This window comes from Mesorhizobium sp. M0983 (assembly GCF_040318975.1).
Lineage (GTDB): Bacteria > Pseudomonadota > Alphaproteobacteria > Rhizobiales > Rhizobiaceae > Mesorhizobium.
The window spans coordinates 32,934-51,067 of record NZ_JAMYNH010000017.1 but is presented as its reverse complement, the minus strand read 5'-3'; the positions used below and the strand labels follow the sequence as shown (position 1 = coordinate 51,067).

General features: G+C 63.2%; 19 protein-coding genes. 7 read left to right on the top strand and 12 right to left on the bottom strand.

Going from position 1 to position 18,134, the window contains the following annotated elements:
* Positions 1-285: 285 nt before the first annotated feature.
* The 4 genes from ugpB (at position 286) to ugpC (ending at position 4,598) form a co-directional block, all read left to right on the top strand.
* On the top strand, positions 286-1,596 hold the full coding sequence (gene ugpB, locus NKH71_RS25135; protein ID WP_352591114.1) for a sn-glycerol-3-phosphate ABC transporter substrate-binding protein UgpB: 1,311 nt from the start codon (positions 286-288) through the stop codon (positions 1,594-1,596).
* Between the two features lie 185 nt (positions 1,597-1,781).
* Positions 1,782-2,666: a sn-glycerol-3-phosphate ABC transporter permease UgpA gene (ugpA, locus tag NKH71_RS25130; protein ID WP_352483564.1), complete on the top strand. Its 885-nt coding sequence runs from the start codon at positions 1,782-1,784 to the stop codon at positions 2,664-2,666.
* Between the two features lie 8 nt (positions 2,667-2,674).
* Positions 2,675-3,523: a sn-glycerol-3-phosphate ABC transporter permease UgpE gene (gene ugpE, locus NKH71_RS25125; protein ID WP_352483522.1), complete on the top strand. Its 849-nt coding sequence runs from the start codon at positions 2,675-2,677 to the stop codon at positions 3,521-3,523.
* Positions 3,524-3,530: 7 nt separating this feature from the next.
* A complete protein-coding gene (ugpC, locus tag NKH71_RS25120) occupies positions 3,531-4,598 on the top strand; it encodes a sn-glycerol-3-phosphate ABC transporter ATP-binding protein UgpC (protein ID WP_352483523.1) in 1,068 nt (355 codons plus the stop codon).
* Positions 4,599-4,620: 22 nt separating this feature from the next.
* Here the strand turns inward: ugpC and NKH71_RS25115 are convergent, their stop codons facing one another.
* The 3 genes from NKH71_RS25115 to NKH71_RS25105 form a co-directional block, all read right to left on the bottom strand.
* Positions 4,621-5,703, bottom strand: a complete 1,083-nt coding sequence (locus NKH71_RS25115; protein WP_023721080.1) for an ABC transporter ATP-binding protein — start codon at positions 5,701-5,703, stop codon at positions 4,621-4,623.
* Complete coding sequence (locus NKH71_RS25110) at positions 5,700-7,283, bottom strand: ABC transporter permease (RefSeq protein ID WP_352483524.1); 1,584 nt, start codon at positions 7,281-7,283, stop codon at positions 5,700-5,702. Before NKH71_RS25110 ends, NKH71_RS25115 begins: the two co-directional genes overlap by 4 nt.
* 169 nt (positions 7,284-7,452) lie before the next feature.
* The gene (locus tag NKH71_RS25105; RefSeq protein WP_352483525.1) at positions 7,453-8,460 is read right to left on the bottom strand and encodes an iron ABC transporter substrate-binding protein; all 1,008 of its coding nucleotides are present in this window, start codon (positions 8,458-8,460) and stop codon (positions 7,453-7,455) included.
* A 202-nt stretch (positions 8,461-8,662) separates the two neighbouring features.
* Here NKH71_RS25105 and NKH71_RS25100 point away from each other — a divergent pair, with 202 nt between their 5' ends.
* Positions 8,663-9,205, top strand: coding sequence for a sigma-70 family RNA polymerase sigma factor (locus tag NKH71_RS25100; protein WP_352483526.1), 543 nt, complete (start codon positions 8,663-8,665; stop codon positions 9,203-9,205).
* A gap of 1 nt (position 9,206) precedes the next feature.
* On the top strand, positions 9,207-9,845 hold the full coding sequence (locus NKH71_RS25095) for an NrsF family protein (RefSeq protein ID WP_352495609.1): 639 nt from the start codon (positions 9,207-9,209) through the stop codon (positions 9,843-9,845).
* 9 nt (positions 9,846-9,854) lie between these two features.
* Here the strand turns inward: NKH71_RS25095 and NKH71_RS25090 are convergent, their stop codons facing one another.
* The 7 genes from NKH71_RS25090 to NKH71_RS25060 form a co-directional block, all read right to left on the bottom strand.
* Positions 9,855-10,733 (bottom strand): 3-hydroxybutyryl-CoA dehydrogenase, encoded by an 879-nt coding sequence (locus NKH71_RS25090; protein WP_023721073.1) that lies wholly within the window; start codon positions 10,731-10,733, stop codon positions 9,855-9,857.
* A 114-nt stretch (positions 10,734-10,847) separates the two neighbouring features.
* Positions 10,848-11,777, bottom strand: a complete 930-nt coding sequence (locus NKH71_RS25085; protein ID WP_352895393.1) for an electron transfer flavoprotein subunit alpha/FixB family protein — start codon at positions 11,775-11,777, stop codon at positions 10,848-10,850.
* Between the two features lie 21 nt (positions 11,778-11,798).
* Positions 11,799-12,548 carry an electron transfer flavoprotein subunit beta/FixA family protein gene (locus NKH71_RS25080; RefSeq protein ID WP_023677947.1) on the bottom strand — a complete coding sequence of 250 codons (750 nt, stop codon included), beginning with the start codon at positions 12,546-12,548 and terminating at the stop codon, positions 11,799-11,801.
* A 207-nt stretch (positions 12,549-12,755) separates the two neighbouring features.
* Positions 12,756-13,559: a rhomboid family intramembrane serine protease gene (locus tag NKH71_RS25075; protein ID WP_352895392.1), complete on the bottom strand. Its 804-nt coding sequence runs from the start codon at positions 13,557-13,559 to the stop codon at positions 12,756-12,758.
* A 25-nt stretch (positions 13,560-13,584) separates the two neighbouring features.
* On the bottom strand, positions 13,585-14,166 hold the full coding sequence (locus NKH71_RS25070; protein ID WP_352789526.1) for a cob(I)yrinic acid a,c-diamide adenosyltransferase: 582 nt from the start codon (positions 14,164-14,166) through the stop codon (positions 13,585-13,587).
* A 29-nt stretch (positions 14,167-14,195) separates the two neighbouring features.
* Positions 14,196-14,387: a twin transmembrane helix small protein gene (locus NKH71_RS25065; RefSeq protein WP_352789523.1), complete on the bottom strand. Its 192-nt coding sequence runs from the start codon at positions 14,385-14,387 to the stop codon at positions 14,196-14,198.
* Between the two features lie 23 nt (positions 14,388-14,410).
* Positions 14,411-15,277, bottom strand: a complete 867-nt coding sequence (locus NKH71_RS25060) for an SDR family oxidoreductase (RefSeq protein ID WP_352789520.1) — start codon at positions 15,275-15,277, stop codon at positions 14,411-14,413.
* A gap of 57 nt (positions 15,278-15,334) precedes the next feature.
* Between NKH71_RS25060 and NKH71_RS25055 the strand changes: the two genes are divergently transcribed.
* Positions 15,335-16,189, top strand: a complete 855-nt coding sequence (locus NKH71_RS25055; protein ID WP_031194564.1) for a YihY/virulence factor BrkB family protein — start codon at positions 15,335-15,337, stop codon at positions 16,187-16,189.
* Here the strand turns inward: NKH71_RS25055 and NKH71_RS25050 are convergent.
* The gene (locus NKH71_RS25050) at positions 16,156-17,046 is read right to left on the bottom strand and encodes a DMT family transporter (RefSeq protein WP_352483529.1); all 891 of its coding nucleotides are present in this window, start codon (positions 17,044-17,046) and stop codon (positions 16,156-16,158) included. The two genes, NKH71_RS25055 and NKH71_RS25050, sit on opposite strands and share 34 nt — an antisense overlap.
* A 145-nt stretch (positions 17,047-17,191) precedes the next feature.
* Positions 17,192-18,067 carry a tRNA glutamyl-Q(34) synthetase GluQRS gene (gluQRS, locus tag NKH71_RS25045; protein ID WP_352789517.1) on the bottom strand — a complete coding sequence of 292 codons (876 nt, stop codon included), beginning with the start codon at positions 18,065-18,067 and terminating at the stop codon, positions 17,192-17,194.
* Positions 18,068-18,134 lie beyond the last annotated feature (67 nt).

Below are 18,134 nucleotides of genomic sequence, written 5' to 3'. Positions count from 1 at the left end.
CACTCGGTCTGCCAAATAACAGGGGAGGTGTGACTGATTAGCTCTTGGAGATTTTAACGAATGGTTAACCCGCGGGCCATGAGGCGGGCCTTTTCGGGGGAAAACCGATGCGCTCCGCCGAGAAGGCGGTGATGTAGTTCCTGGCGACGCTTTCGGTAGCGAGCGCACTTTAGCCGGAAGCGATGTTCATTGACCCGCAACAAAACCGTTGTCCGATTGTCATCAGCGCCACATATTGGCTTTGCGAGAGTGCCCCTTTCGCCAATGACAAACGGGAGATGAAACATGAAGTTCTTCGGCTTCGCGGCCGGTGTTGCCGCCACCTTGACCCTGCTTTCCACCACCTCCGCCTTCGCCGTCACGCAGATCAGCTGGTGGCACGCCATGACCGGCGCCAACGCCGAGGTCGTCGCCAAGATCTCCAAGGATTTCAACGCCAGCCAGAGCGACTATGAGCTCGTTCCGGTGTTCAAGGGCACCTATCCGGAGACGCTGAATGCCGGCATCGCCGCTTTCCGCGCCGGCCAGGCGCCCGATATCCTCCAGGTGTTCGACGTCGGCACCGGCGTGATGATGGCGGCCGAGGGTGCGATCAAGCCGGCGGCCGATGTGCTGACCAGTGCCGGGATGACCTTTGACAAGAGCCAGTATCTGCCCGGCATCGTCGGCTATTATTCGAAGCCGGACGGCACCATGCTGTCGTTCCCTTACAACTCCTCGTCGCCGATCCTCTACTACAACAAGGACATTTTCCAGAAGGCGGGCCTCGACGTGAACAGCCCGCCCCAGACCTGGAACGAGGTGTGGGAAGCTGCCAGGAAGATCAAGACGAGCGGCGCCGCCCCTTGCGGCTATACCTCGACCTGGCTGACCTGGATCCATCTGGAGAATTTCGCGGCGTGGAATGACGTGCCTTGGGCCACTCAGCAGAACGGCCTGGCCGGCGGCGATGTCGAACTCAAGATCAATGCGCCGATTTTCGTCAACCACTTCCAGGCACTCGCGGACCTAGCCAAGGACGGCACGTTCAAGTATGGCGGGCGCACCTCCGAAGCCAAGCAGATATTCCTCGCCGGCGAATGCGGCATCTTCACCGAATCGTCGGGCGGCCTCGGCGATATCGTCAAGTCCGGCATGAACTATGGCATCGGCCAGCTTCCCTACGATAGCGACGCCAAGGGCGCACCACAGAACACCACGCCGGGCGGTGCCAGCCTGTGGGTGTTCGGCAACAAGTCGGACGAGGAATATAAGGGTGTTGCCGCCTTCTTTGCCTATCTGTCCAAGACCGATGTGCAGGAATATCTGCACCAGAAGTCGGGATACCTGCCTGTGACGCTCGCCGCGTATGAGGCGACCAAGAAATCAGGCTTCTATGACAAAAACCCCGGCCGCGAGACACCCATCCTGCAGATGACGGGCAAGGCGCCGACCGACAACTCGAAGGGCGTGCGCCTGCCGAATCTGCCGCAGGTGCGTGATATTCAGAATGAGGAGTTGGAGAAGCTGCTGGCCGGCCAGCAAACCGCCCAGCAGGCGCTCGACAATGCGGTCACACGCGGCAACGCCGCGATCAAGGAAGCGCTGGAGAACTGACGAGATTATCTCGGTTAAAGCGCGTCGCGTTTGAATGGCCACATGCGACGCGCTTTAAGCTCTTGTTCTTATGCATGTCGTTATCTCAAAACCGCTGCGCACTTTTGGGCGACATGCATTAGTCGGTTGGAATATCGCCCACGCGAGCTCGCGTGGGCGATACCTGGATAGCGAGGGAAATCAGCCTGTCTCCACGCGTCGTATTTCCCAACAAGATCCTGCCGTACCTGCTGGTGGCGCCACAACTCGCCATCACCCTGGTTTTCTTCTACTGGCCGGCCGGTCAGGCGCTTTACCAGTCGATGCTCAGGCAAGACCCGTTCGGGCTGAAGAGCAGGTTTGTCTGGTTTGCCAATTTCCGGAAGGTGCTGGCCGATCCGGCCTACCTCAACTCGATCAAGGTCACCGTGGTGTTCTCGCTTGCGACCGCGATCGTTGCCATGGTTGTGGCCCTGCTGCTCGCGGTCATGGCCGAGAAGGCCGTGCGCGGCAAAGGCCTCTACCGCACACTGTTGATATGGCCTTATGCCGTCGCGCCGGCGATTGCCGGCATGCTGTGGCTTTTCTTGTTCAATCCTTCGATCGGCTCGTTGGCCTATTTGCTGAGAAGCCTCGGCATCGCATGGGACCCGCTGCTCAACGGCACCCACGCCATGATCCTGCTGGTGTCGGCGGCTGCCTGGAAGCAGATCAGTTACAATTTCCTGTTCTTCGTCGCCGGCCTGCAGGCGGTGCCGAAAACGCTGATCGAGGCGGCGGCCATGGATGGCGCCGGCGAGACCAAGCGCTTCTGGACCATCGTCTTCCCGCTGCTTGCGCCGACAACCTTTTTCCTGCTGGTCGTCAACACCGTCTATGCCCTGTTCGACACGTTCGGCATCGTTCATGCCGTCACCGGCGGCGGCCCGGGCAAGACGACCGAGACGCTGGTCTACAAGGTCTACAATGACGGCTTCGTCAATCTGATCCTGGGTGACTCGGCGGCGCAGTCGGTCATCCTGATGGCCATCGTCATCGCGCTCACAGCCATCCAGTTCCGCTATGTGGAACGCAAAGTCCATTACGGCTGAGGGCAGCGATGATCGGCCAATCTCCGCTCCGCACCGTCATCGCCCATGCCGTGCTTATCCTTGGCATATTGATCGTGGCTTTTCCGATCTACTACACCTTCGTTGCCTCGACGCACACGCTGCAAACGATCCTCAGGCCGCCGCTGCCGCTGTTGCCCGGCGACCAGCTATGGAACAATTACAGCGAGGCGCTGTTCGGCGGCATCGGTCGTATCGGCGGTGTCAGCGTGGGCAGACTGCTCCTCAACACCACGATCATGGCGCTCGGCGTCGCGGTGGGAAAGATCTTCATCTCGATCCTGTCGGCCTACGCGATCGTGTTCTTCCGCTTTCCGCTGCGCATGACCTTCTTCTGGCTGATCTTCATCACCTTGATGCTTCCGGTCGAGGTGCGCATTCTGCCGACCTACAAGGTGATGGTCGATCTCGGCATGATCGACACCTATGCCGGCCTGATCATCCCGCTGATCGCCTCGGCCACCGCAACGCTGCTGTTTCGCCAGTTCTTCATGACCATCCCGGGCGAACTGGTCGAGGCGGCGCGTGTCGACGGTGCCGGTCCATGGCGCTTCTTTTTCGATATTCTGGTACCGCTGTCGCGGACAAACATCGCCGCGCTGTTCGTGATCCTCTTCATCTACGGCTGGACGCAGTATCTTTGGCCGCTGCTCGTCACCAACAGCAACGACATGAACACCATCGTCATCGCGCTGCGAAAGATGGTTTCCTTCGCCGATGCCGACACCCAATGGCACCTGGTCATGGTCACCGCGATGCTGGCCATCGTGCCGCCGATCCTGGTCGTGGTGCTGATGCAACGCTGGTTCGTGCGCGGCCTGGTCGAATCCGAAAAGTGAGAAGCCGATGGCGACCGTCGATCTGAAGGATGTCAAGAAGATCTATCCCGGCGGCGTCGAGGCCGTGAAGGGCGTTTCCATCGCCATTCCCGACAAGGAGCTTTGCGTGCTGGTCGGCCCGTCCGGCTGCGGCAAGTCCACGCTGCTGAGGATGATCGCCGGGCTCGAGACGATTTCGGTCGGTACAGTCGCCATCGACGGCAAGGTGGTCAACGCCATTGGCCCGACCGAGCGCGACATCGCCATGGTGTTCCAGAACTACGCGCTCTATCCGCATATGAAGGTCTACGACAACATGGCCTATGGTCTGCGCAACCGCGGCACGCCGAAGGACGAGATAGACAGCAGGGTGCGCTCGACTGCCAAGGTGCTGGGGCTTTCGGGGCTGCTCGACCGGCGCCCGCGCGAGCTTTCCGGCGGTCAGCGCCAGCGTGTCGCCATGGGCCGCGCCATCGTGCGCAACCCGAAAGTCTTCCTGTTCGACGAACCGCTGTCCAACCTCGATGCGAAATTGCGCGGGCAGATGCGCGTCGAGATCAAGAATTTGCAGCGCTCGCTTGGCGTCACCTCGGTTTATGTCACCCACGACCAACTTGAGGCGATGACGCTGGCCGACATCCTTGTCGTCATGAACGCCGGCCTGGTCGAGCAGATCGGCGCGCCGCTCGACGTGTACGAGAAGCCGGCCTCGATCTTCGTTGCTTCCTTCATCGGCGCGCCGCCGATGAATCTGCTGGCCCTCACGGGGGCCTCTCCAGGCTCGGTACTGACGGACGGGACGGTGATTGGCTCGGCGCCTGGACAAAGCAAGGCGGTGACACTCGGCTTTCGTCCGGAGGATGCCGATATCACCTTCACGGCAGAGGCGCCGGCCGGCGCGCTCGCGTTGCCGGCGACAGTGGAAGCAGTCGAGCCGGTCGGTGCCGAAAGCTTTCTCCACTGCGCGGCAGCCGGCAGCCGTATCGTCGTGCGCGTCTCAGGCCGCGCCAGCGCCAAGCCAGGCGACCAATTGCGCGTCGTGGCCAGGTCTGAAAAGCTGCACTGGTTCGATCATGCCGGTAAACGGGTCGATTGAGGTCGGCCTTGCGCAAAACCGTTCAGGCAAACACATGCGCCTTGCCCGACACGGTCAGCCGGACGATCTCGCCGATCGCCGGCGCGTCCATTCCCGGCTTGCGCAGGATCAACGGCGTGTTGCCGATGGCGGCGGCATCGGGCGGATCGGGGCTGTTCAAGAGACGCACCGCGATCGTGCACATCGAGCCGGCGAATTCGGATTCCGTCACCTCGCCGAACAGCATGTCCGGCGTGCCGGACATGCCTTCACGCGATGTCCGTTTCAGCAGCACCTGCTCCGGCCGTAGCATGATGCGCGCGACGTCGCGCCGCTCCGTGCTGTCGACGGCAATGCGGCCGAGCGGCGAGGTGGCAACGCCATCGGCGATCCTGGCCGGCAGGACGATGGCGTCACCGAGGAACTCGGCGATCATCCGGTCCTTCGGCTTGAAATAGAGCTCGCGCGGCGTGCCGACCTGCGAGAATTTGCCGTCGCGCATCACCGCGACCTGGCTGGCGAATGACAGCGCCTCGGCCTGATCATGGGTGACCAGGATGGTGGTGATGCCGGCCGTTTCGAGGAGCTCGGCCACGGCCTTGCGCATTGAGGCGCGCAAGCCGGTGTCGAGCGCCGAGAACGGCTCGTCGAGCAGCATCAGCCGCGGCTTCATGGCCATGGCGCGGGCGAGCGCGACGCGCTGCTGCTGGCCGCCGGAGAGTTCGTGCGGGCGGCGCTTCAGGATCCCTTTGTCCAGCCCGACGACATAGGCGAGCTCGGCGATGCGCTCGCTCCGCTTTTCCTCGTGACGGCCCATGCCGAACCCGATATTGGCGGCGATGCTCAGATGCGGGAACAGAGCGCCGTCCTGCGCCACCAGCCCGATGCCGCGGCGATGCGCCGGCACGGCCGTGTCGCCATCGGCCAGCACCTCGCCATCGAGCACGATGCGGCCCTGGTCGGGCGCCTCGAAGCCGGCGATCAGCCGCAGCAAGGTGGTCTTGCCACAACCGGATGGCCCGACGATCGCCGTACGGCTGCCGCTGGCCACGCTGAGGTCGACGCCGGCAAGTGCTGCCACGGGGCCGTAGTGCTTGTGGATGCCGCTCAGCTCGAGAAAGCTCATCGCCCGGCCATCCGCTTCGACTGGACGTAGAGCAGCCAGGTCAAAGGCAGCGACATCGCCACCATGATCAAGGCATAAGGCGCCGCCGACGCATAGTCGATCTCGCCGCTATAGGACCAGAACGCCATGGCCAGCGTGCGGGTGCCGTTGGGCGCCAGCATCTGGGTTGCGGTCAACTCGTTCATGATGCCGAGCGCGACCAATGCCATGCCGGCCGCGGCACCCGGCGCCGACAGGCGGATGGTCGTCGACCACAGCGCCTTGAGCGGCGACCGGCCGAGGCTGGAGGCGGCGCGTTCGAGCTCGACCGGCGCCTGTGCGATCGACGCCCTGAGGCTAATCAGAGCGCGCGGCAGGAACATCAGCGCATAGGCGACCAGGATGGTGAACAGGGTCTGGTAGAGCGGCATGGCGATACGCACGGCGATGGTGACCAGCGCCAGGGCGATGACAACCCCGGGCAACGCGCCGACGATATAGTTGCAGCCCTCCAGGACGCGTTGCAGCCTTCCCGGCGCGCGGATCGAAATCCACGCCATCGGCATTGCCGCGACGGTGGCGAGCAGCGCGCCTGCAATCGCCAGGAACAGTGTCTGGCCAAGCGCCAGGCCGATCTCGTCGAGCCGCCAGATATCGGCGCCGCCGGCCATGAGCCAGCGACCGATAGTGACGAACGGCACCCCGAGCGCCAGCAGCGTGGTAACAGCGGGCAGCAGCAGGCAAGGAATGGTGGCGCGCCCAAGGCTCGTGCGCTGCTGGTGGCGCGCAGCACCCGAGCCGACGCGGGCATAGCGCTCCTCGCCGCGCACCAGCACCTCCAGCCCGAGCAGCACGAAGCAGCAGGTCACCAGCACGCCGGCCAGCATGTTGGCGGCGGGACCGTTGAAGGTCGACTGAAACTGGTCGACGATCGCGGTGGTGAATGTATCGAAGCGGATGAACACGTAGAGCCCGTATTCGGCCAGGAGATGCAGGCCGACCAGCAGGGAGCCACCGCAAATGGCGAGCCGGAGCTGCGGCAGCACGACACGCCTGAACACGCGCCACGGGCCGAGACCAAGGGCTGCCGCTGCATCTTCGAGAGCGGGATCGAGCCGGCGCAATGCCGCCGCCACCGGCAGATAAAGGAAGGGGAAATAGGCGATGACGGACACAAGCACGCCGGCCCACAGGCCGTGCAGTCTGGGCACCATGGTGATCCAGGCGTAACTGTGGACGAAGGCGGGAATGGCGAGCGGCGCCACCGACAGCCAGGCCCATAAGCGGGCACCCGGCAGATCGCTGCGCTCCGTCAGCCAAGCCAGCGCCACCGACAGCACGATCGAGATCGGCACCGCCAGCACCACCAGCAGGCTGGTGTTGACCAGAAGCTCGCCGACGCGCGGCCTGAACACCAGCGCCGCCACCGTTTCCCAGCCGGTCTGCACCGCCACCCAGACGATGAAGGCAAGCGGCAGCAGCGCGAAAAGCGAGACAAAGACGGCAGCCAACGCAATCCATGAGACCGACCAACGACGTGCCCGCACGGCCGTGGTGTCGGCCGGCAAGCCTGAAGGTGCGAGATCGATCGCAGACTGCATCAGATCAGACGTTGCGCCGGGTCCGCCCGGAGGCGGAAACGATCGGCGGCCGACAATGTGGCGAGCAGCTTGTGGTCATGGGCAAATGCCATTTTGAAAACAGAGCGCTCCCGCGGAAAGCGAATTCCCACAGGAGCGCAGTCGGTTGCCCTTTTAGGACGAACGCCGGCTAAAGCAAGCCGGCCGCCGTCATCAGGTCGGTCACCTTTTTCGAGTTCAGCGCCGTCGGGTCGACTTTCGGCGCCTGCAGATCGGCCAGCGGCACCAGCTTCGGATTGGACTCGGCGCCCTTGCCGACTGCGTATTCGAACGAATCGCCGGTTTTCAGCACGTCCTGGCCGCCCTTGCCGGTGACCCATTTCAGGAAAGCCTGGGCTTCCTTCGGGTGCTTGCTCGAGGCCAGCACACCGCCGCCGGAAACCGAGACGAAAGCGCCGGGGTCCTCGTGCTTGAAATAGTGCAACTCGACATTCTTGCTGTTCTCGCCGGTCTTGGCCTGATCGCCGTAGTAGTAGTAGTGATAGATCACGCCGCCTTCGACCTCGCCGGCATTGACCGCCTTCATCACCGTGCTGTTGCCCTTGTAGGCGGTAAAATTCTCTTTCATCGCCTTCAGCCAGTCGGCCGTGGCAGTCTCACCCTTGAGCTGCAGCAAGGCGCTGACGATCGCCTGGAAATCGGCGCCGGAGGGCGAAGCGGCCCAACGGCCCTTCCAGCTCGGATCGGCGAGATCGAGCAGCGATTTGGGCAGCTGGTCGGCGGTCAGCTTGGTCTTGTTGTAGGCAAAGACGGTGCTGCGCGCGGCAACGCCGACCCATTTGCCGCTCGCCGGCTGGTACTCCTGCGGAACCTGGGCCAGCGTCTCGGCGTTGACCGGCGCGAACAGGCCGGCTGTCTCGACCAGCACCATGGCCGGTGAGTTTTCCGTCAGGAACACATCAGCTGGCGAAGAGGACCCCTCAGCAACGATCTGATTGGAGAAATCGCTGTCGCCGCCGTTCCGGACGGTGACCTTGATGCCGGTTTCCTTGGTGAATCCTTCCGCCCAGGCCTTGGTCAGGTTTTCGTGCTGGGCGTTGTAGACGACGATGCCCTCGTCCTCGGCTAACGCCGGGCCGGCGATCAGGCTGATTGCAAGTGCTGTCGCACCGGCAAGGGCGGAAAGAGCATATTTCATGGCATCGTCCTCGATTTCGATGGTCTTTGGTTTGGTATGCTGCACCTATCAATACATGACTAGCGCAGTCAACATTGCTGGCCCGCTCAATCGCTCAAAAGGAGCAAACTTTCGTGATGCCCAGCTAATTTGCCTTGGACATTATTTCGCCGGCCACGTAACAAACCAGCGCCGAGACGCGAATATCGGGGAGTGAACTCTTGTGAGCGGCAAGGACGAAGCCGAGCTTTCCCGGCTGCTGCGGGCCGCAATCGCCGGAGACGAAAGGGCCTATGCCGACTTTCTGCACCGGATCGCCGCCCTCGTTCGTGGCTTTGCCCGGCGCAAGATCGTGCAGGGCGGGGTCGATCCCGAGGACGTCGTGCAGGAAACCTTGCTGGCCATTCATGTGAAACGACATACCTGGCGCCATGATGCGCCGGTGCTGCCTTGGGTTTATGCAATAGCCCGCTTCAAGCTGATCGATGCGTTCCGGCGGCGCGGCCGGCGGATCGAGATCGAGATCGACGAAATCGCCGAGACCTTTGCCGAGCCGGAATCGGAGACGATCAGCGAGCGCGACGTCAACCGGGCACTCGACTGCCTGTCGCCGGCGCAGCGTTCGGTCGTCTCGGCCGTGTCGGTCGAAGGCCGTTCGATCGGCGAGACGGCGGCGAAATTCGGCATCAGCGAGACGGCTGTGCGGGTGTCACTACACCGCGGGCTTGCCGCCATTGCCAAACGGTTCGGGGCGGGGCGGGAATAGCATGAGGACCGAAGATCTTATCAAGGCGCTCGATGCCGATGTCCGCAGCAAGGCGCTGCCGCTGGGCGCCGCCTGGTTGCTTGCAACCGGCGCGGCCATCGTGATCGCGGCCGCGGTTTTCTGGCTGACGATCGGCCCACGTCCCGACATCGCATTTGCCATGCACACGATGCGGTTCCTGTCCAAATTCGTCTTCACGATTGCTCTAGCCGTCAGCGCCTTTGCCCTCGTCCGCGCGCTGTCGACGCCCGGTGCATCGACAGGGCGGGCGGCGAGCTGGATGATCGCCGCGCCGCTGCTGGTGATTATGGCCGTGATTCTCGAACTCCTCGTCGTGCCTGTGTCCGACTGGGGCACGCGCCTGGTCGGCACGAACATGGTCATCTGCCTGACCTTCATTCCGTTGATCGGCATCGGCCCGCTTGCCGTCTTTCTCGCGGTGCTGCGCCATGGCGCGCCAACAAGGCCGGTGCTTGCCGGTGCGACCGCGGGCCTGCTTGCCGGCGGGCTGGCGGCGACCTTCTATGCAGCGCATTGCTTCGACGATTCGCCGCTTTTCGTCGGCACCTGGTATACGATCGCGATCGCCGGCCTTGCCGCGCTCGGGGCGGTCGGCGGACGGCTTTTCGTGCGCTGGTAGCGGTGGCGATCAGCGCGTCGGAACGGGATGCTCGCCGCGATAGTCGTAGAAGCCGCGCCCGGTCTTGCGGCCGAGCCAACCGGCCTCGACATATTTGACCAGCAGCGGGCAGGGGCGGTATTTCGAATCCGACAGGCCGTCATGCAGCACCTGCATGATCGACAAGCAGGTATCCAGCCCGATGAAGTCGGCAAGCTGCAGCGGCCCCATCGGATGGTTGGCGCCGAGCTTCATGGCGGTATCGATGGCGTCGACCGAGCCGACACCTTCATAGAGCGTGTAGATCGCCTCGTTGATCATCGGCAGCAGGATGCGGTTGACGATGAAGGCCGGGAAATCCTCCGAGACGGTGATCGTCTTGTCGAGCTGCTTCACATAGGTTTTTGCTGCCTCGAAGGTCTGGTCCTCGGTGGCGATGCCGCGCACCAGCTCGACCAGCTTCATCACCGGAACCGGGTTCATGAAATGTATGCCGATGAAGCGTTCCGGGCGGTCGGTCTGCGAAGCCAGCCGGGTGATCGAGATCGACGAGGTGTTCGTCGCCAGGATGGCCTCGGGGTTGAGCTGCGGGCAGAGCTGAGCATAGATCTTGCGTTTGACTGTCTCGTCTTCGGTCGCCGCTTCGATCACCAGATCGGCGCCCGCAAGGTCGGCCATGGCCGGCGCCGCGGAAATGCGCGCCATCGCCTCGTTGCGCAGCTTTTCCTCAAGTTTGCCGGAGCCGACCTGACGGGCCATGTTGCCGCTGACCGTAGCAATGCCCTTTTCGATGCGGTCGGGCGAAATGTCGTAAACCAGCACCTTGTAGCCCGCCAGCGCCGATACATGGGCGATGCCGCCACCCATCTGGCCCGCGCCGATGATGCCGATCGTCTCGATCTTGCTCATTACCCGATCCCGTCAAGGCCTTTGCGGCCTGCTTTTTGTGCAGTGCAAACTAAAAGGGCGGGGCGACTTCGTCTACCCCACCCCGCAGAATTTAATACGCTTTGGCAGAGGGCGTCAAAGCGCCTTTTGCAGTTCCGGCAGAATGACGAAGAGGTCGCCGACGAGGCCGTAGTCGGCGACCTGGAAGATCGGCGCTTCCTCGTCCTTGTTGATGGCGACGATGACCTTTGAATCCTTCATGCCGGCAAGGTGCTGGATGGCGCCGGAGATGCCGACGGCAATATAAAGATCGGGCGCCACCACCTTGCCGGTCTGGCCGACCTGCCAGTCGTTCGGCGCATAGCCGGCATCGACCGCGGCGCGAGATGCGCCGACAGCCGCACCGAGCTTGTCTGCGACCGGCAGGATGACTTCCTGGAACTTCTCGGAGGAGCCCAGCGCACGGCCGCCCGAAATGATGATCCTGGCCGAGGTCAGCTCCGGGCGGTCGGTCTCGGACAGCTTGTTCTCGACAAAGCTCGACAGGCCGGGATTGGCTGCCGCCTGAACCGTCTCGACCGGCGCGGAACCGCCCTCGGGTGCTGCCTGAAAGGAAGCAGTGCGCACGGTGATGACCTTCTTGGCGTCGCTCGACTGCACGGTCTGGATGGCGTTGCCGGCATAGATCGGCCGCTTGAAGATGTCGGGCGACACGACTTCGATGATTTCCGATATCTGGGCGACATCGAGCAGGGCCGCGACGCGCGGCGAGACGTTCTTGCCCGACGAGGTCGCCGGCGCAATGATCGTGTCGTATGGCTCAGCAAGCGAAATGACGAGCGCCGCCAGCGGTTCGGCGAGACGCTCGGTCAGTTCGTCGGCGTCGGCGAGCAGCACCTTGGTGACGCCCTTGAGCTTGGCGGCGGCGTCCGCTGCCGGCTTGGCGCCCTTGCCGGCAACCAGCACATGCACGTCCGAACCGATCTGCAGCGCCGCGGAAAGCGCCTTCGCGGTCTGGCCGGAAAGCGTCGCGTTGTCGTGTTCGGCAATCAGAAGAATTGTCATTTTTGTTGTCCCTTCCTGGCCTTACAGCACGCCGGCTTCGTTTTTCAGCTTGTCTACCAGTTCGGCGACGCTCTTGACCTTAACGCCCGCCTTGCGGCCGCCCGGCTCCTCGGTCTTGATCACTTTCAGCCGCGGCTTGACGTCGGCGCCGTAGTCGGCAGGGCTCTTCTCGTCGAGCGGCTTCTTCTTGGCCTTCATGATGTTGGGCAGCGACGCGTAGCGTGGCTGGTTCAGCCGCAAATCGGCCGTGACGATTGCCGGCATCTTCAGTTCCAGCGTCTGCAGGCCGCCATCGACCTCGCGCGTCACCGTGGCCTTGTCACCGTCGAGCACGATCTTGGAGGCGAAGGTGCCCTGCGCCCACCCGAGAAGTGCAGCCAGCATCTGGCCGGTCTGGTTGGAATCATCGTCGATCGCCTGCTTGCCGAGAATGACCAGGCCGGGCTGTTCTGCCTCTACGACCCCCTTCAGCACCTTGGCGACGCCCAGCGGCTCAGTCTGCTCGTCGGTCTTGACCAGGATGGCGCGGTCGGCGCCCATGGCGAGCGCCGTGCGCAAGGTCTCCTGTGCCTGCTGCGGCCCGATCGACACGACGATGATCTCTTCGGCCTTGCCAGCTTCCTTCAGCCGGATCGCCTCTTCCACCGCGATCTCGTCGAACGGGTTCATCGCCATTTTGACGTTGGCGAGTTCCACCGCCGAACCGTCCGCCTTCACCCGGACCTTGACGTTCGCATCCACAACCCGCTTCACGGGCACAAGGATCTTCATTTGCCTGTCACCTCTTTCACGATAGTCTCTTCACGCTCGTCGGGCGCGCTATAGCAGCGTGCACCTCTTCAGAGTTGTCGAAAGCCGACATTCCGGACGGAATTCTGGTCTCGCCACGCCAGTAGGGTGGCGCTTCCGTAGTTGCGGCGACCCCGCCCGTCAATATCCGGGGCGCACTCGGATCCTCGGCAAAGCATTCAAATCGGTTCAGTCCGGCCCGGAAACGCTTCCCCGGCCCCAGCGCGGCGCCGGCTGGGCGGGCGGCAGATCGCTTGCCGGCGGCTCCACGGCAATAGGCGCCGGCCCGGCGACTACGGCTGGCTCCTCGTCGGCGCCGGCGAGTAGCGGCACGCCGCGGCTGCGCAAGACAAGCACCAGCACGGCTCCGGCGATGATGCCGCCGATGTGGCAGGCCCAGGAGACCTGGTCCTCGCCACCCTGGGCAAACATGAAGATCTGGAACAGAATCCACAGGATGAGCGGGATGAAGGCCGGGATGCGCAACGGGATGCGGGCGAAGACCAGCACCCATACCTTCACCCGCGGATAAAGGATCAGATAGGCGGCGACGACACCGGCGATGGCGCCCGACGCGCCGATCAGCGGCACTTGCGAATCCCAGGCCACCAAGCCCTGGAAGAAAGCGCCGGAAATGGCGCAAAGCAGGTAGAAGACGAGATAGCGGACATGGCCGAGCGCATCCTCGACATTGTCGCCGAACACCCACAGGAACAGCATGTTGCCGCCGAGGTGGAAGATATCCGCGTGCAGGAAGGAATAGGTCAGATAGCTCAGGCTCTCCGGAATGACGACAAATTGCGGAGCGAGCTCGACGCTGTCATGCACAACCGACGGGATGAAGCCGAGGCCCAATACCGCGGCGTTGGCGAAGTCCTCGCCGCCAAGTGTTGTTACAAAATAGATCAATACATTGAGCGCGATCAGGCTGATCGTCACATATTGCAGCTTGATGTGCCGCAGCCGGTTGGTGTCGTAAAGCGGGATGAACATCGGGCCTCTCCCGCTTCCGGCGGATTCAGCGGTTCTTGCCGGGAATCCATAGCACGTCGGCATTTCCATTGTCATTGACCGCGCGTGCGGCGACGAACAGAAAGTCCGAGACACGGTTGATGTATCTTATCGCCTCGCGGTTGACGTGCTCGTCTGGATCTTGTGACAGCGCCACCATGATGCGCTCGGCGCGGCGGGCCACCGTGCGGGCGAGGTGAAGGGCAGCCGCTGCCGGCGTACCGCCGTTGAGCACGAAGGATTTGAGCGGCTCGAGGTCCTTGTTGAGGAGGTCGATGTCCTGTTCGATGCGGTCGGTCTGCGAGGCGATGATGCGCAACGGCTCGTAGTCGAGCGGCTTGCCATTATCGGGGACTGCCAGATCGGCGCCGAGATCGAAAAGATCGTTCTGGATGCGGCCGAGCATCGCATCGATCGCCGGATTTACCGCCGCTGTATGGATGCGAGCCATGCCGATGCAGGCATTTGCCTCGTCGACCGTGCCGTAGGCGTCGATGCGAAGGTCGGATTTCAGCCGCCGCTCACCAGAACCGAGGCCGGTGGTGCCATCGTCGCCGGTGCGGGTGTAGATCTTGTTGAGCTTGACCACGGGTTACCTCCCGGCTGCCGGCCGGTGCGTCACTTACGGGTGAAATACACCGCCAGCATGATCAGCACCAAGGCCACGAACTGCAACAGCACGCGCGTCTGCATCAGCTTGTTGGAGGTCATGCTGGAGCCGCCGCGCATCAGGTTGATGAGGCCGCGGATCAGCACGATCACCACGGCGACCATAACGAGAACAGCGAGGATGTTGAAGACGGTTGCCATGGTGTGTTCCAGTTGGATTGCGTTCAGGCCCGTTTGGCGAGCAGACGGTAAAGTACCGATGACGGCAGGATGCGTTTAAGGATCGCGCCGGTCCTGGCCGGCACTGTTACCACATAATGCGGGCGCGGGCGCCGCGACAGAAGCGCATGGCGCAAGGCGGCATAAACCACCTCCGGCCCGGGCTTCAGCCGCGATGTGCTGCCGCCGGCCCGCAGCCGTTTGAGTTGCACTGCATAGGCGAGGCGATGGACTGAGTTCTCGTGATCGATGTTCGCCAGGAACCAGGGGAGGCTGTTGCTGGCGATCTTCGATTTCACCGCCCCCGGCTCGATCAGCGAAACATGGATGCCGCTGCCGAGCAGTTCTTGATAGAGGGACAGCATCAGCCCCTCGACGGCGTGCTTCGATGCCGAGTAAGCGCCACGGAAAGGCAACGGCGCGAGGCCGAGGATCGACGAGCAATGAACGAGACGGCCATGACCCTGGCGGCGCATCACCGGTACGACACGACGAGTGAGGTCATGCCAGCCAAAGACATTGGCCTCGAACTGCTGCCGCAAAGCCTCGACCGGCAGATCCTCGACGGCACCGGGCTGCCCGTAGGCGCCGTTGTTGAAAAGGGCATCGAGCCGGCCGCCGGTCCGCTCCAGCACCGACGCCACCAGCGCCTCGATCGATCCGGGCTCGGTGTAGTCCAGATAAAAGGCGTCGATGCCGTCGGCCTCGAGCGCAGCGATATCTTCCGGCTTTCGGGCCGTTGCGAACACCCGCCAGCCTTCCTTCTTAAGAGCATGGGCGCAATAGGCGCCTATTCCGGAAGAGGCACCGGTGACAATGATGGTGCGCAACTCTTCTTCGGGAGGAATGGTGGTTTGACCGAGGGTTGTCATTTGCCGCAAACCCTTCCCATATTCGCGGCGTCGGGACAATCGAAGGGAACGCGGTTCTTGTTGCGGAAGATCGTAGCCCTCAAACGCGTGCTCTACGACGCGCTCGGCCATTTCAACACCGACGACGGCTGGGCAATGGCCAGCCATCTGGCGATCACCGCGCTGATGGCGCTTTTTCCTTTCCTGATCTTCGCCACGACGCTGGCGAGTTTTTTCGGCGCGCAGGCTTTCGCCGACACCGCCGTGCACCTTGTGTTCGACACATGGCCCGAGCAGATCGCCAAACCGATCGCGCGCGAAGTGCTCAACGTGCTTACCGTCAGGCGCAGCGACCTGTTGACCTACGGTATCGTGCTTGCCGGATACTTCGCCTCGAACGGCATCGAGGCGCTGCGCACCTCGCTCAACCGCGCCTATCGTGTCTCAGAAACGCGCGGCATCATCTACCGGCGGGTGCAGAGCATCATCTTCGTGCTGATCGCGACGGCCGGGTTTTTGGCGATCAGCGTGCTGCTGGTCTTTGCGCCATTGCTGGCGCGGCTGGCCGAATCTCATCTTGAATGGATAAAACCCTATATGGGCACGATCACCCTCTGGCGTTACGTCATCGCCTCGGTCGTCATCATCGGCGGCCTGTTCGCCGTGCATTTCTGGTTGCCGGCCGGCAAGCGCCGGTTCGTTTCGATCGTGCCTGGCATTATCTTCACGCTGGTCGGCTGGCTCATCGGGTCGACCATCTTCGCCGCCTATCTCGACCATTTCTCGTCCTATGTGACGACCTATGCCGGCCTCGCCTCGATCATGATCGCCGTTGTCTTCCTCTACATCGTCTCGGCGATCTTCATCCTCGGCGGCGAGCTCAACGCCGCGATCAGCCGCTATTTGGAGGCGCGCGCCCGCGTCGGTGGCTGAGCCGTCGCCAGCCCGACGCCGAGCGTCGCGATGGCCATGCCGGCGATCTGGAGTGGGCTCAGCTGCTCGCCGAACAATGCCCAGGCGATGACCGCGGTGACGGCCGGCACGAGGTAAAACAGCGAGGCGACCTTCGACATCTCGCCGTCGCGGATCATTACCATCAACAGGAAGATGGCACCGATCGACAGCACCAGCACGAGCCAGGCCGTGGCGAAGATCAGTTCGCCGTTGACGATCACCGTTCGGGTCTCGAAGGCGAGCGAGGCCAGAGCCATCACCGATGCGCCGCCGACATATTGCCAGAACGTGGCAGCCACCAGATCGCCGCCGGAGGCGAAACGCTTCTGCCAGATCGTGCCGGCGCTCATGCCGAGTACGGAGACCAGCGAGGCGCCCAATGTTTCGGCGGTCACGCCGCCGCCGAGCGCGCCGAGCTTCGGCCAGAGCACGATTACCACGCCGATCAACCCGAGGCCGAGACCGGCCCAGTGACGCGGCAGGATGGCCTCGCCCAGAAGCCGGCCGGCGAGCACTGCCGTGATCAGCGGCTGCAGGCCGACGATCAGGGCTGAAAGCCCTGCGGGCATGCCCCGGTGGATGGCCCAGAACACGCCGCCGAGATAGACCCCATGCATCAGGATGCCGGCGCCGGCCGCGTGCAGCGCCTCGTCGCGGGTGGCGCGGCTCGAACCAAGCGCGGCCATCAACGCGACAAGCAAGATTGCGGCCAGGACAAAGCGCGCAGCCAGGAAAGTAAAAGGCTCCGCCCACGGCATGGCATAGCGCGCGCCGATGAAGCCGGTCGCCCACAGGACGACGAAAGAGGCGGGGATGAACCGCTTGAGGCTGTGCATTTTCCGGAGGCCGCGGTGAATTCGGGTGAGGGATCGACTGCGGCGATTGCTTAATGCCGTTCGGGCCGGCAAGCAAAACCAAACGGTTGATCCATAGAGTCATTTGAATTGAAGGAGCGCCGTTGATGGCCGTCGGCTCACCGGTCTAAAGACCGACCAGCCGCCTGACATCGTCGGGCGAGGCGCCCGCCTTACGCTGGGCGGCAAGGCCGGTATCGCCAAGACTCTTCGACAGTTTTCGTCCATCCGGGCCGAGGATCAAGCGATGGTGAAAATAGGCCGGCTGCGGCAGGCCAAGCAGTTGCTGAAGCAGCCGCTGCACGCTGGTCGCGGAATAAAGGTCCTGGCCGCGCACGACATGGCTGACGCCCTGCAGCGCGTCGTCCATGGTGACCGCGAGATGATAGCTGGTCGGGATTTCGCGGCGCGCCACGACCACGTCGCCCCAATCCTGCGGATGGGCTTCGACACGACGCGCCTCGGAGAGCGTCTCGTCCGTGTATTCGGCCCATGTCAGGTCCCTGCCGACCCGCGCCATTGCCGCATCGACGTCTAGCCGCCAGGCAAATGGTGCACCTTCGACGATGCGCCGCTTACGCTCGCTCGCCGGCAGCGCCTTGTCGGCGGCGGGATAGAGGGGCACGCCGTCCGGGTCGCGCGGCCAGTCGCGACCGCGCTTTTCGCTGTCGGCGATGAAGGCGCGGATCTCACTTCTGCTCATGAAGGCTGGATAGACAAGCTCCTCTTCGATCAGACGCTCGAGCATAGCCTGATATTCGGCAAAATGCTCGGACTGGCGGCGCACCGGTTCCTCCCAGCCAAGCCCCAGCCATTTCAGGTCGCGAAAAATGCCCGCCTCGAATTCCGGCGTGCAGCGTGTCGTGTCGATGTCCTCGATGCGCAGCAGCAGGCGTCCGCCCGCCGCCTTGGCCATTGCCTGGTTGAGCAGTGCCGAATAGGCGTGGCCGAGATGCAATTCGCCATTCGGGCTCGGCGCGAAGCGGAATGTCAGCAGTGTCATTGTCCGGCGGCAATCGGGTTGTGCGGCGCTTTCGCCAATTGCTACTTTGCGCCGGCAGCGTCGCGCG